The sequence below is a fragment of the Acidovorax sp. T1 genome (genome assembly GCF_002176815.1).
Classification (GTDB): domain Bacteria; phylum Pseudomonadota; class Gammaproteobacteria; order Burkholderiales; family Burkholderiaceae_C; genus Acidovorax.
The window spans coordinates 4,085,794-4,098,001 of record NZ_CP021648.1 but is presented as its reverse complement, the minus strand read 5'-3'; the positions used below and the strand labels follow the sequence as shown (position 1 = coordinate 4,098,001).

The 12,208-nt window shown below is 64.6% G+C and carries 10 protein-coding genes; 9 read left to right on the top strand and 1 reads right to left on the bottom strand.

The features are described 5' to 3' along the window. The first annotated feature begins 336 nt into the window (after positions 1 to 336). From rpmH to CCX87_RS18955, 8 genes are all read left to right on the top strand, one after another. A complete protein-coding gene (gene rpmH / locus CCX87_RS18995; RefSeq protein WP_005798102.1) occupies positions 337 to 471 on the top strand; it encodes a 50S ribosomal protein L34 in 135 nt (44 codons plus the stop codon). Between the two features lie 63 nt (positions 472 to 534). Next, positions 535 to 1,026, top strand: coding sequence for a ribonuclease P protein component (locus tag CCX87_RS18990; RefSeq protein ID WP_087748085.1), 492 nt, complete (start codon positions 535 to 537; stop codon positions 1,024 to 1,026). Next, a complete protein-coding gene (gene yidD / locus CCX87_RS18985) occupies positions 1,023 to 1,325 on the top strand; it encodes a membrane protein insertion efficiency factor YidD (protein ID WP_087748084.1) in 303 nt (100 codons plus the stop codon). The genes CCX87_RS18990 and yidD overlap by 4 nt, the downstream gene beginning before the upstream one ends. Next, the gene (gene yidC, locus CCX87_RS18980) at positions 1,322 to 3,034 is read left to right on the top strand and encodes a membrane protein insertase YidC (protein ID WP_087748083.1); all 1,713 of its coding nucleotides are present in this window, start codon (positions 1,322 to 1,324) and stop codon (positions 3,032 to 3,034) included. Before yidD ends, yidC begins: the two co-directional genes overlap by 4 nt. Before the next feature lie 125 nt (positions 3,035 to 3,159). After that, positions 3,160 to 4,746: an ABC transporter substrate-binding protein gene (locus tag CCX87_RS18975; RefSeq protein ID WP_087748510.1), complete on the top strand. Its 1,587-nt coding sequence runs from the start codon at positions 3,160 to 3,162 to the stop codon at positions 4,744 to 4,746. 203 nt (positions 4,747 to 4,949) lie between these two features. Further along, a complete protein-coding gene (gene mnmE, locus CCX87_RS18970; protein WP_087748082.1) occupies positions 4,950 to 6,374 on the top strand; it encodes a tRNA uridine-5-carboxymethylaminomethyl(34) synthesis GTPase MnmE in 1,425 nt (474 codons plus the stop codon). Positions 6,375 to 6,454: 80 nt separating this feature from the next. Further along, positions 6,455 to 6,946 carry a Crp/Fnr family transcriptional regulator gene (locus tag CCX87_RS18965; RefSeq protein WP_087748081.1) on the top strand — a complete coding sequence of 164 codons (492 nt, stop codon included), beginning with the start codon at positions 6,455 to 6,457 and terminating at the stop codon, positions 6,944 to 6,946. Between the two features lie 412 nt (positions 6,947 to 7,358). Further along, complete coding sequence (locus CCX87_RS18955) at positions 7,359 to 8,222, top strand: hypothetical protein (protein ID WP_087748080.1); 864 nt, start codon at positions 7,359 to 7,361, stop codon at positions 8,220 to 8,222. Positions 8,223 to 8,284: 62 nt separating this feature from the next. On the opposite strand, the gene CCX87_RS18950 is transcribed toward CCX87_RS18955, so the two are convergent. Beyond that, positions 8,285 to 8,839, bottom strand: a complete 555-nt coding sequence (locus tag CCX87_RS18950; RefSeq protein ID WP_086913825.1) for an adenine phosphoribosyltransferase — start codon at positions 8,837 to 8,839, stop codon at positions 8,285 to 8,287. 200 nt (positions 8,840 to 9,039) lie between these two features. Between CCX87_RS18950 and CCX87_RS21545 the strand changes: the two genes are divergently transcribed. Next, positions 9,040 to 12,087 carry an EAL domain-containing protein gene (locus tag CCX87_RS21545; RefSeq protein WP_087748079.1) on the top strand — a complete coding sequence of 1,016 codons (3,048 nt, stop codon included), beginning with the start codon at positions 9,040 to 9,042 and terminating at the stop codon, positions 12,085 to 12,087. Positions 12,088 to 12,208 lie beyond the last annotated feature (121 nt).

Genomic DNA, 12,208 nt, shown 5'->3' with positions numbered 1-12,208 from the left:
GTGGATAGGAGGAACGGTTGCAGGCCGCGGATTGTAGCTTGTCAAGGAGTTATCCACAATTTGAAAAGCACCTGCGGGAAGGGGGGGCGGGTCGCCAAGGCGGGTGTGCCCGCCCCGCCCGCAAAGGCCCACAACCAGATGGGCATTGCCAGCCGGCGTCAAGCCTGCGATAATTTCGGGTTTCCCTGAATGTGTTCAGGGTGATTTGACCCGGCGCGCCGATATTGGTGCTCCGCCAAGTCTTTGGTTCGTGCGCGTTTCCCGCAAGGGCGCTGCGACCACGGCGGGCGGGGTTCAAGAGCAGCAGTCCGGAACTGAACCTCAAGGAATAGCATCATGAAACGTACTTACCAGCCATCCAAGACGCGCCGCGCGCGCACCCACGGTTTCCTCGTCCGCATGAAGACCCGCGGCGGCCGCGCCGTGATCAACGCACGCCGCGCCAAGGGCCGCAAGCGCCTGGCCGTCTGAGGCCGTTACGGTCTCCGGCCTGCTCCCCGGTTTGCGCCGTCAGGTTCCAAACGGGGCGCTTGCATGCAACGGCTGAAAACCCGTCCGCAGTTTCAGGCGGCCATGGCGGGGGGCACTGTCTCCCGCACTGCGCATTTCGCGCTGCACCGCCTGGTGCTGGACGCCGAGAATACCGCCGCGGCAGCGACCCGCATTGCTCCTACAGGGCCCGATTCCTTGCCGTCTGCGCAAGGGTCGCAGGCCCTGTTTGGCGTGTCTGATGTGTGGCTGGGCGCCATGGTGCCCAAGCGCTGGGCGCGTCGCGCCGTCACCCGCAACACCATCAAGCGACAGATTTATGCCGTGGCGGCCTTGTTCGAGGCCCGGTTGCCGCAGGCTGCCCATGTGGTGCGCTTGCGTTCCACGTTTGATCGCAAGCAGTTCGTCAGCGCCACGTCCGGCCCGCTCAAGCAGGCGGTGCGGGCCGAGTTGCTGCAGTTGTTTGGCCATGCGGCGCGGCGCTCTGCCGCAGCGCAGGCACCAGCGACAGCGCCAATGCAGGTGGCCGCCCCATGATGCGTGCGCTGCTGATCGGCGTGGTCAAAGGCTATCGGCTGTTCCTCAGCCCCTGGCTGGGCTCGGCCTGCCGGTTCGAACCCACCTGTTCGGCTTATTCGCTGCAGGCGCTGGAGCAGCATGGCGCTGCGGCGGGCAGTTACCTTACAGTGCGCAGGCTGGTACGCTGCCACCCCTGGTGTGACGGGGGTCTCGATCCGGTTCCTCCGGGCCCGCAAGACTTGCCGCGCAGCATGCGGCTTTTCTCGCGGCTTTCTCCTTCCAACACCCAACCATCCTCACCAAAGAAGTCTTCATGAACGACATTCGCCGCACCATCCTGTGGGTGATTTTTGGCTTTTCCATGGTTCTGCTGTGGGACAAGTGGCAGCTGCACAACGGGAACAAAGCCACATTTTTCCCATCACCCACCCCCGCCGTGACGGCGCCTGCACAGGGCCCTGCGGGTGCCGCATCCGCCTTGGCGGGGGCTGCCAGCGTGCCGTCGCCCACGGTGGCGCCTGCCGCGCCTGTGCAAGGGGCGGCCGCGGTGCCGGGCCAGCCTGCCCCCGCAGCGCCCGCCGTGCGCGAGCGGGTCGAGGTGACCACCGATGTGTACCGCCTGACCTTTGACAGCGAAGGCGGCTCGCTCACCCATGCAGAGCTCCTCAAGCATGTGGACATGGCCGACAAGTCCCGCAATTTCGTCCTGTTTGACGAGAGCGCCCAGCGGGTGTACATGGCCCAGACGGGCCTGATCGGCGGCAATTACCCGACCCACAAGACGGTGATGAAGGCCGTGCCGGGCCCTCGCGCGCTGCAGGACGGCGAGAACGAACTGAGCGTGCGCTTTGAATCGCCCGACCTGGGTGGCCTGAAGCTGGTCAAGACCTGGACGCTCAAGCGCGGCGCCTACGACATGGCCGTGGCCCATGAAGTGGTCAACACCGGCAGCACGCCGGTGTCGCCCCAGCTGTATCTGCAACTGGTGCGCGACGGCAACCCGCCTCCCGGAGAGTCTTCCTTCTATTCCACCTTCACCGGCCCCGCGGTCTACACCGACGCCAAGAAATACCAGAAGGTCGAGTTCAAGAAGATCGAAGAAGGCAAGGCCGAGATCGAAAAGACCGCCACCAACGGCTATGCGGCCATGGTGCAGCATTACTTTGCCAGCGCCTGGCTGCTGGGCGACGGCATCCAGCGCGACCTGTTCATGCGCAAGGTCGACACCAACCTGTATTCGGTGGGCATGATCACGCCGGTGGGTGAAATCGCCCCCGGCGCCAGCAAGACGGCGCAGGCCCAACTGTTCGCCGGCCCACAGATCGAGACCAGCCTGGAAAAGCTGGCCCCCGGCCTCGAACTCGTCAAGGACTACGGCTGGCTCACCATCCTGGCCAAGCCGCTGTACTGGTTGCTCGACCAACTGCACAAGATCCTGGGCAACTGGGGCTGGTCCATCGTGGGCCTGGTGCTGCTGCTCAAGATTTTGTTCTATTGGCTCAACGCCAAGGCCTACGCCAGCATGGCCAAGATGAAGGCCATCAACCCCAAGATCATGGAGATGCGCGAGCGCCTGAAAGACAAGCCGCAGCAGATGCAGCAGGAGATGATGCGCATCTACCGCGAGGAAAAGGTCAACCCCATGGGTGGCTGCTTTCCCATCATGATCCAGATCCCCGTGTTCATTGCGCTGTACTGGGTGCTGCTGTCCAGCGTCGAGATGCGCAACGCGCCCTGGATTGGCTGGATTACCGACCTGTCCACGCCCGACCCGTACTTCATCCTGCCCCTGCTGATGACGGCCAGCTCGCTGCTGCAGACGGCGCTGAACCCCGCACCGCCCGATCCGATGCAGGCCAAGATGATGTGGTTCATGCCGCTGATCTTCAGCGTGATGTTCTTCTTCTTCCCGGCCGGCCTGGTGCTGTACTGGCTGACCAACAACATCCTGTCGATTGCGCAGCAGTGGCTTATCAACACCCGCATGGGCGTGCCGCCGCAGTTCAATCTGCCGAAGTTCCGCTGACCCCCACACTGGCGCACCACTGCGGTGCGACTGAAACCCAACGGCCGCGCATGCGGCCGTTATCGTTTTGGGTACGATGCTTGCTTGTCACCTCATTCACGATTCACGACCACGAGGAAAAGCTGATGAACCATCGACCGAACTTCAAGCTGGGTGCCCTGTGTCTGGCTGCGCTGCTGGCTACCGGGGCGGCGGGGGCTGCCACCATGCGCTGGGCAGGCGCCAATGACATCCTGACTGTGGATCCGCACGCGCAAAACCACCAGACCACGCACGCCTTCCTGCAGCAGGTGTACGAAAGCCTGGTGCGCTACGACAAGGCCTACAAGATCGAGCCGGCATTGGCCACCAAGTGGACGCAGATCTCGCCCACGCAGATCCGGTTCGAGCTGCGCAAGGGCGTCAAATTCCATGACGGAGCGCCCTTCACGGCGGACGACGTGGTCTTCTCGCTGACGCGCGCGATGACACCGCCGTCCAACATGCAGTCGGCCGTGCAGAGCGTCAAGGAAGTGAAGAAGGTGGACGATCACACCGTGGATCTGATCCTCAAGGGCCCCAACCCCATCTTGCTGCGCGAGCTGACGGAAGCGCGCATCATGAACAAGGCCTGGGCCGAGAAGAACAATGCCCTGAAATCGCAGGACTACGCTGCCAAGGAAGAAAACTTCGCTGCGCGCAACGCCAACGGCACCGGTCCTTTCATCATGGTCGGCTGGCAGCCGGACGTGAAGGTCACGCTCAAGAAGAACCCCAACTGGTGGGACAAGCCCACGGGCAACATCGACGAGGTGGTTTTCACGCCCATCAAGTCGGCCGCCACGCGCTCGGCCGCGCTGATCTCGGGCCAGGTGGACTTTGTGTCTGATCCGCCGCCGCAAGACCTGGCGCGCATGAAGGGCAGCCCCGACATCAAGCTCGTCGAAGGCGCCGAGAACCGCACCATTTACCTGGGCCTGGACCAGTTCCGCGACGAGCTCCCCGGTGCGGGCACACCAGGCAAGAACCCGCTCAAGGACAAGCGCGTGCGCCAGGCGCTCTACCAGGCCATCGACTCGGCCGGCCTGCACAGCCGCACCATGCGCAACCTCTCGGTGCCCGCCGGCACCATGGTGGCACCCATGGTCCACGGCTGGAGCAAGGCACTGGACGAGCGCGCCGCCAAGTACGACGTCGAAGCCGCCAAAAAGCTGCTGGCCGATGCCGGCTATCCCAACGGTTTCTCGCTCAAGCTCGACTGCCCGAACGACCGCTATGTGAACGACGAGGCCATCTGCCAGGCAGTGACCGCCATGTGGACACGGATCGGCGTCAAGACCACGCTGCAGGCCGCGCCCATGTCGCAGTTCGTGACGCGGGTGATGAACAACGACGTCAGCGCCTACCTGTTCGGCTGGGGCGTGGCCACGTTCGATGCGCTTTACTCGCTCGACTCCCTCATGGCCACCAAAGACGGCAAGACGTCTGCGGGCGTCTACAACGCCGGGCGTTTCAGCAATGCCGAGCTGGACACCAAGATCAGCCAGATCAAGGTCGAGATGGACACCGCCAAGCGCGACGCGCTGCTGGCCGACGCGCTCAAGCTGGTCAAGGACGAGTACCTGTACCTGCCGGTGCACCACCAGATCCGTCCTTGGGCCATGCGCAGCAACGTGGAAACGCAGCACCGCGCGGACGACCGCCCGATGCCCGTCTGGACCACGATCAAGTGAGCTGTTGAAGACATGGCCCGGGTTGCCCGCTGCGTTGTGGATTTTGAGCAAAAAGTGCCTCAAGCCCAATGAGATAAAGCGCAAGGTGCTATTGTTTTTAAAGCGATAAAGCCCTGGCACAAGGCCCGCACGCGCGGGCCTTGTGCATTGCGCGGCTATCATGCCGCTCCCCTTCTCCCCCGCACAACGCCTGCCACCCACCCATGCTGCCCCGCCACTCCGACCCCATCGCCGCCATCGCCACTGCCCCGGGGCGCGGCGCGGTCGGCATCGTGCGCGTCTCGGGCAGGCAGCTCGCCGGCCTGGTCCAGGCGCTGTGCGGCCGCACGCTGCGGCCGCGCGAAGCCACCTATCTTCCCTTTCGCGATGCGGCGGGCCAGGCCATCGACCAGGGGCTGGCGCTGTATTTTCCCGGCCCGCACAGCTACACCGGTGAAGACGTGCTGGAACTGCAGGCCCACGGCGGCCCCGTAGTGCTGCAACTGCTGCTGGCGCGCTGCCTGGAGGCGGGCGCAGCCGCCGATCTGGCCACGGGCCAGCCCTGCCTGCCCGGCTTGCGGCTGGCACAGCCGGGCGAGTTCACCGAACGCGCGTTCCTGAACGACAAGATTGACCTGGCCCAGGCCGAGGCCATTGCCGACCTGATCGACGCCAGCACCGAGGCGGCCGCGCGCAGCGCCAGCCGCTCGCTGACCGGGGCGTTCTCGCAAGAGATCCATGCGCTGCGCGATGCGCTGATCCATCTGCGCATGCTGGTGGAGGCCACGCTGGATTTTCCTGAGGAAGAAATCGACTTCCTGCGCAAGGCAGACGCGCGCGGACAGCTACAAAAACTAGAGCAAACGCTGGCGCAGGTGATGGCGCGCGCTCGGCAAGGTGCGTTGCTGCGCGAAGGCATCAAGGTGGTCATTGCCGGCCAGCCCAATGCCGGCAAAAGCTCGCTGCTCAACGCGCTGGCGGGCGCCGAGCTGGCCATCGTGACCCCCATTGCCGGCACCACGCGCGACAAGGTGCAGCAGACCATCCAGATCGAAGGCGTGCCCCTGCATGTGATCGACACCGCCGGCCTGCGCGACAGCGACGACGAGGTCGAACGCATCGGCATCGCCCGTGCCTGGGACGAAATCGCGGGCGCCGATGCGGTGCTGTTCCTGCACGATCTGGTCCGCTGGGATGCTATCGAATACAGAGCTGCAGACGCAGTCATAGAAAGCACTCTGGCCGAAAAACTGCCTAAATCAACCCCTGTCATTGATGTCTGGAACAAGGTCGATTGCGTGCCCGGCGCAGCAGCGCGGCCCCCGGCCGCAGGGCGCGCTGCCGTGCACCTGTCGGCGCGCACGGGCGAGGGGCTCGATGCCTTGCGCCGCATCTTGCTGCAGGTGGCCGGCTGGCAGTCGGCGCCCGAAGGCGTGTACATCGCCCGCGCCCGGCATGTGCAGGCGTTGCGTGCGGTGCAGGCGCATCTGCACGAAGCCGCGGCGCAGCTGGATGCGCAAGGCCCCGCGCTGGACCTGCTGGCCGAGGAACTGCGGCTGGCCCAGAACGCGCTGAGCGCCATCACGGGGGAATTCTCGTCCGACGACTTGCTGGGCGTCATCTTTTCCAGCTTTTGCATCGGCAAATAACGGCATCGGTTGGCTTTTGTTGTAAACAGTCGTAAAGAATGCTTGTGCCTGCTCTGTTGCACAGGTAGTTTCGGAGGGCCATGAACGCCATCACGCCCCTCCAATCCAAAGTGGATCTCACTGACCTGCTCAACGCCATTGCCCAGGCGGGCGCGGAAGACAGCATGACCAATCCCTTCACCCCGGCGCAGTGGGACATCTTCTGTGCCTATCTGCAGCCCTACACCCTGCCAGCAGGGCATGTGCTGTTTGCCCAGGGTGCTTCGGACCGCACCCTTTACCTGGTCGAAAGCGGCAGCCTGAGCGTGCATTACCAGGACGAGAAAGAGCGCTTGCGGCTGGCGATCGTGGGGCCGGGCTCGGTGGTGGGTGAAGGCGCCTTCTTCTCGCTGCGCCCCCGCAGCGCCACGGTGCAGGCCAGTGCCCCGACCAAGCTCTGGAGCCTGACCGCGCTGCGCTTCACCGAGCTGTCCAATCGCCAGCCGGCCATCGCACTGGGGCTGGCCATGGCCGCTGGCGCCGTGCTAGCCAAACGGCTGAGCAATCGCCGCCGCCGCGTTGCAGCCACCTGACCAAAGGCGCCTGATTTGAGCGGGGACGGATAGCGCTGCCAGCACAAGCTACGACCCGCAAAAGTTCACGGGGGCAGTAAATGCGACGGCGTGAGCGTGGGCAGCGGCACTGTGCAATTGGTGTGCGTGGAATACGCTACGCGGCGCAAGCAGTTCAAGAAGGCCCGTCTGAACTGGCGCGTCAGCAATCCAAAATCGGGCAAGTAATCGCTGGGTTGGATTCCGTTCAAAGGCGGGCACGCCAGGTACAAGGCCGGGCAAATTCACTTTGCGGGCCAGAGTTCAGCCTCTGGGCAGAGGCGGCGAGGATGTCAAACCGGGTATTTTCAGCACGCTTGCGGGGGCGCTTGCTGGGAGGCGCCGGGTAAACTTGATCGGGTTATTTACCGGTGCTATCGCCAGAAAGCAAACGATGTCCCTGTTCAGTTGGTTTAGCCGCAAACCTTCACCGCCGAAAGCCCGTGCAGCCCTGGACCCTTCGGGGTTGTTCAATGCCGATGCCACCGTTCCGCTGGCCGTGGGACGCAAGCCCACCCTGGAACCCCAGCCTGCGGAACACGCGGTAAATCGCAAGAATGAACGCATGGAGCGGCGCGAACTGCTCTACACCGTGGTGCGCGATGCCATGGTGCGCGCCGGCGTGCTGTCGGCCAGTTACAAGTTCAAGGTGCTGTCGCTGGACCAGCGGGGCCGGCAGTTTCTCGTCATGATGGACCTGGCCCGCGAGTTTGGTGGAGAAACCGTGCGGCTCAGCGAGATCGAGGCGCTGATCGCCCAGACGGCCAAGGCCCGTTACGACATTCTGGTGACGGCGGTTTACTGGCGCATCAATGACCATGTGGCCGTGGGCATTCCCCAAAAGGGCATTGCGCCCCTTGGCGCGTCGCTGCCCACGGCCTCTGCTGCGCCCGCGGTGCCGGTGCGGGCGCCGCAGGCCCCGGCCGCACGCCCGGTCGCGCCGGTGAGCGCGGCGGCCCCTGCAGCGCCCATGCTGCCAGCCACCCCGGTGCCGGCCCGCCCTGCTGCCGCTGCGGCGCGCCCTGTGCAGCGTTTTGATCCGATCGAGGCCGATGAAGTGGCTGCATTCAAGCGTGCGCTGTCGGATGCAGCGGGTGCCCGGCCCACCCCTGCCGCGGCCGTCAAGCCGGGGGTGTCTGTGCGATCGGGCCCGCTGTTGCCGCCGTCGCGGCCGACCGGATTTGAAGACACGGTGATACCCGGTGCCGACGGGACCTTTCCCGATCTCAGCACCACCCAGTACGGCGATCTGAATTGAGGCAAGGCGTCTGGCAGGGCCAGACACACAGGCCTTGGCCGCCTGGAGCGCCCGGTATGGCTTCAGTGCCCGGCGAAGTCCACCAGGGTGTACAGCGCAAGGCCGCCTTCGCGCAGCCGTTGTGACCCACCAAGCTCCGGCAAATCGACGATGGCGGCGCCTTCGGTGACCGTGGCGCCAAGTTTTTCCAGCAGTTTCTTGCCGGCCATCATGGTGCCGCCGGTGGCAATCAGGTCGTCGATCAGCAGCACGCGGTCTCCTGCCTTGACGGCGTCGGTGTGCAATTCGACCGTGGCGCTGCCGTATTCGAGCTCATACGTTTCCTCGACCGTCGTGAATGGCAGCTTGCCCTTCTTGCGGATGGGCACGAACCCCACGTTCAGTTCGTAGGCCACCACGGCCCCCAGGATGAAACCGCGCGCGTCGAGCCCGGCCACCACATCGGGGCGCAGGGCGCGGTCCATGTAGCGGTGAACGAAGGCATCTATCAGGACGCGAAAGACTTTGGGGTCCTGCAGCAGGGGCGTGATGTCACGAAACTGCACTCCGGGCGCGGGCCAGTCAGGAACCGTGCGGATGTGCTGGCGAAGGTACTCGTTGACGCTAAGGGGCTGCATGGAGGGGTGGATTGGGAAATGAACAAAGAGCAACGCGGGCAAGCCCGTTTCACTCGACGCCCGAAGTGTAAGGACTGCGTCGCACGCATGACACAGCGGCTGTGCAGCCTGGGCTGCCCCCATAATCGGTAACTGTTGTTTCTCCTTGTTCCGCCATCGGCTTTTTGGGGCCGATTTGGTTTCGCACTCCGGATCGGCCCATGCCCATCTCTGTCCTTTTGATCGATGGCGACTCTGACCATGCGCAGTCCGTCGTCCATGCGCTGGTCGATCCCTGGCTGGACTGGACAGTCGACATGGCGCCCACCCTTGCGCAAGCCCGCCGGATACTGGCCCGCCAGCAAATCGACGTGGTGCTGACGGTGCGCAGCATGGCCGATGGCACGGCCTTTGATGTGCTGAAAATGCTCGACGATGTGCCGGCGCTGATCATGGTGCTCCCGGGCGAGGAGGCTCAGGCGGCCCAGGCCATGCGGCACGGGTTCAGTGATTTTCTGGTGCAGACCCCGCAACGCGATCACTTGCTGGCGCTTCCCGCGCAGATTGAGGCGGTGTTGGAACGCAGCACGGTCGCACGGGCCCGCCAGACCGCCGAGGCCATGCTGGCAAGGCAGCACCGCCTGCTGCAGGCGATCTCCAAAGTTCAGGCCATTTTCATTGCCCAAACTTCTCCCCGCGCGGCGTTTGATGCGGTGCTCCAGGAGTTGATGGCGCTCACCGGCAGTGCGTTCGGGCTGGTGGGGCAGGTACAGCGCGCGCCCCAGGGCCTGCCGTTCTTGCGGGTGCATGCCATGACCGACATCAGCTGGGACGCAGCTTCGCGGGTCCGCTATGCCCAGCACGCCCAGGAGGGGATGGTTTTTGACAATCCGCACTCGCTCTTGGGCGCGGCGCTGTTGACGGGCGAGGCCGTCATCAGCAACAACCCCGCCGCAGACCCGCGCAGTGCCGGGCGGCCGCAGGGGCACCCGGCGCTCACAACCTATCTGGGCCTGCCGATCCATGCCGCAGGGGAGCTGGTCGCCATGGTCGGGCTGGCCAATCGCCCGGGGGGCTATTCGCAGGCCGATGTGCAGTTTTTGCAGCCGCTGCGCAACACCGTGGGCCAGCTGGAACTGGCCCGCCGGGCCGAGCTGGCGCGCAGCGAAGTCGAGTCCCGGCTGGCACGCACCAGTGCCCTGCTCTCCGAAAAGACCCGCGCGCTGGAAGGCACGCTGGCCAGCGTGTCCCAGGGCATCGCGAACGTGGATGCCAACGGGCGCATACGCCTGTACAACCGGCGTTATCTGGAACTGCTGGATTTGCCCGAAGAACTGCTCGCAACGCAGCCGCTCGTGGAAGACGTGGTGCGTTTCCAGACCGAGCGGGGAGATTTCGGGCAGGATCTCGACCTGATCGAATCGCCCGCACGGGCCTACCTGGCATCGGACCACGCCGGGGGCTCAGCAATGCCCGAAACCTATATCCGCAAGACACGCGCAGGGCGGTACCTGGAAGTGCGCACGCGACTGCTGGAGGCGGGCGGCTGGGTGCGTAGTTTTGCGGATGTGACCGATTACCTGGGCACATTGCAGGCATTGCGGGAGAGCGAGGCGCGCTGGCGCAGCCTTACCGATCTTTCCTCGGACTGGTACTGGGAGCAGGATGCCGACTTCCGGTTTGTCCGGTTCGACGGCAGCGTCGAGCGCGGTATCCCGGACGAAACGCAGTACGGACTGACCCGCTGGGAACTGCCCGACGCCGTGGTGGCGCCCGGGCAGTGGAGTAAGCACCGCCAACAGCTGCAGGCCCATGAGGTCTTTCATGACTTCGAGATGCAGCGCACCACCACTGACGGCACACCCGTCTGGGTGTCCATCAGTGGCGAACCCATTTTTGATGCCGAAGGCCGGTGTACCGGCTACCGCGGCGTTGCGCGCAACATCACTGAACGCAAGAAGGCGGAGGCCGAGATCCAGCGGCTGGTGTTTTACGACGAGCTCACGGCGCTGCCCAATCGCCGGCTTTTGCTTGACCGGCTGGAGCACGCCACCCTGGGCTGTGTGCGCGAAGCGTGCCATGGCGCCTTGCTGTTTCTGGACCTGGACAACTTCAAGGCCATCAATGACACCCTGGGCCACGAGATGGGCGACCGCCTGCTGGTGCAGGTGGCCGCGCGCTTGCGATCGTGCGTGCGTGCCATGGACACCGTGGCACGGCTGGGCGGTGATGAATTTGTGGTGATTCTCCAGCAGCTGCACAGCGCGGAGCCCGAGGCCGCCGTCGAGGCGGAGGCCATTGCCCAGAAGATCATCGCGTCGCTCAACGGGCCCTTTCAGGTGGACAACCGCGAGATACACAGCACCCCGAGCATCGGCATTGCGCTGTTTCGCGACGCAGGGCAGCCGGTGCATGAATTGCTGCAGCGCGCTGACCTGGCCATGTACCAGGCCAAGGCCCAGGGGCGCAACACCTTGTGTTTCTTTGACCCGGCCATGCAGGCGGCCGCCAGTGCACGTTCGGCACTGGAAGGGGATATCCGGCAGGGCCTGCAGCGCGACGAGTTCTTGCTGCACTACCAGCCGGTGGTCAATGAGACAGGCGATGTGCTGGGCGCAGAGGCCCTGGTGCGCTGGAAGCATCCGCAACGCGGCATGGTGCCGCCCGGCGATTTCATCCCCTTGGCCGAACAGACTGGGCTGATCTTGCCCCTGGGGCGACAGGTCATGCGCCTGGCATGTGCGCAACTGGCGCTGTGGGCGGCCATGCCGCACAGCGCCGGCTGGAGCGTGGCGGTGAACGTCAGTGCGCAGGAGTTCCGGCATCCCCACTTTGTGCAGCAGGTGCTGGATGCCCTGCGCGAGTCCGGCGCCAGCCCGCGCCGGCTGAAGCTGGAGCTGACCGAAAGCCTGATGCTGCATGACGTGGAAGACAGCATCCTGAAAATGCAGGCCCTGCGCACCCTGGGGGTGGGGTTTTCGCTCGACGATTTTGGTACGGGCTATTCCTCGCTGGGTTATCTCAAGCGCCTGCCGCTCGACCAGCTCAAGATCGACCAGAGTTTTGTGCGCGATGTGCTCACCGACCCCAACGATGCGGCCATTGCCTGCACCATCATTACGCTGGCAAGCAGCCTGGGGCTGGATGTGGTGGCCGAAGGGGTGGAAACCGAGGGCCAGCGCGCTTTTTTGCTGCGCAACGGCTGCCGGCAGTTCCAGGGCTACCTGTTCGGGCGGCCCGGACCTGTCGATTTGCTATCTAAAATATAGCTATTAGCGCTTTATGGATAAGCGCTAGAGCCGTATTTCATTCATTTTTTCCAGTCCCTTTGGGTACAGGCACTGCGTGAAACGAGTACCGCCGCGCAAGGGCCGCCCCGCCGCTCAGGGG

Excerpts from the sequence above, each read along its gene's own strand:
- CCX87_RS18950 (WP_086913825.1), bottom strand. The coding sequence starts at position 8,839 with ATGCAGCCCCTTAGCGTCAACGAGTACCTTCGCCAGCACATCCGCACG.
- CCX87_RS18975 (WP_087748510.1), top strand. The coding sequence starts at position 3,160 with ATGAACCATCGACCGAACTTCAAGCTGGGTGCCCTGTGTCTGGCTGCG.
- CCX87_RS18955 (WP_087748080.1), top strand. The coding sequence starts at position 7,359 with ATGTCCCTGTTCAGTTGGTTTAGCCGCAAACCTTCACCGCCGAAAGCC.
- yidD (WP_087748084.1), top strand. The coding sequence starts at position 1,023 with ATGATGCGTGCGCTGCTGATCGGCGTGGTCAAAGGCTATCGGCTGTTC.
- yidC (WP_087748083.1), top strand. The coding sequence starts at position 1,322 with ATGAACGACATTCGCCGCACCATCCTGTGGGTGATTTTTGGCTTTTCC.
- CCX87_RS21545 (WP_087748079.1), top strand. The coding sequence starts at position 9,040 with ATGCCCATCTCTGTCCTTTTGATCGATGGCGACTCTGACCATGCGCAG.
- CCX87_RS18965 (WP_087748081.1), top strand. The coding sequence starts at position 6,455 with ATGAACGCCATCACGCCCCTCCAATCCAAAGTGGATCTCACTGACCTG.
- mnmE (WP_087748082.1), top strand. The coding sequence starts at position 4,950 with ATGCTGCCCCGCCACTCCGACCCCATCGCCGCCATCGCCACTGCCCCG.
- CCX87_RS18990 (WP_087748085.1), top strand. The coding sequence starts at position 535 with ATGCAACGGCTGAAAACCCGTCCGCAGTTTCAGGCGGCCATGGCGGGG.
- rpmH (WP_005798102.1), top strand. The coding sequence starts at position 337 with ATGAAACGTACTTACCAGCCATCCAAGACGCGCCGCGCGCGCACCCAC.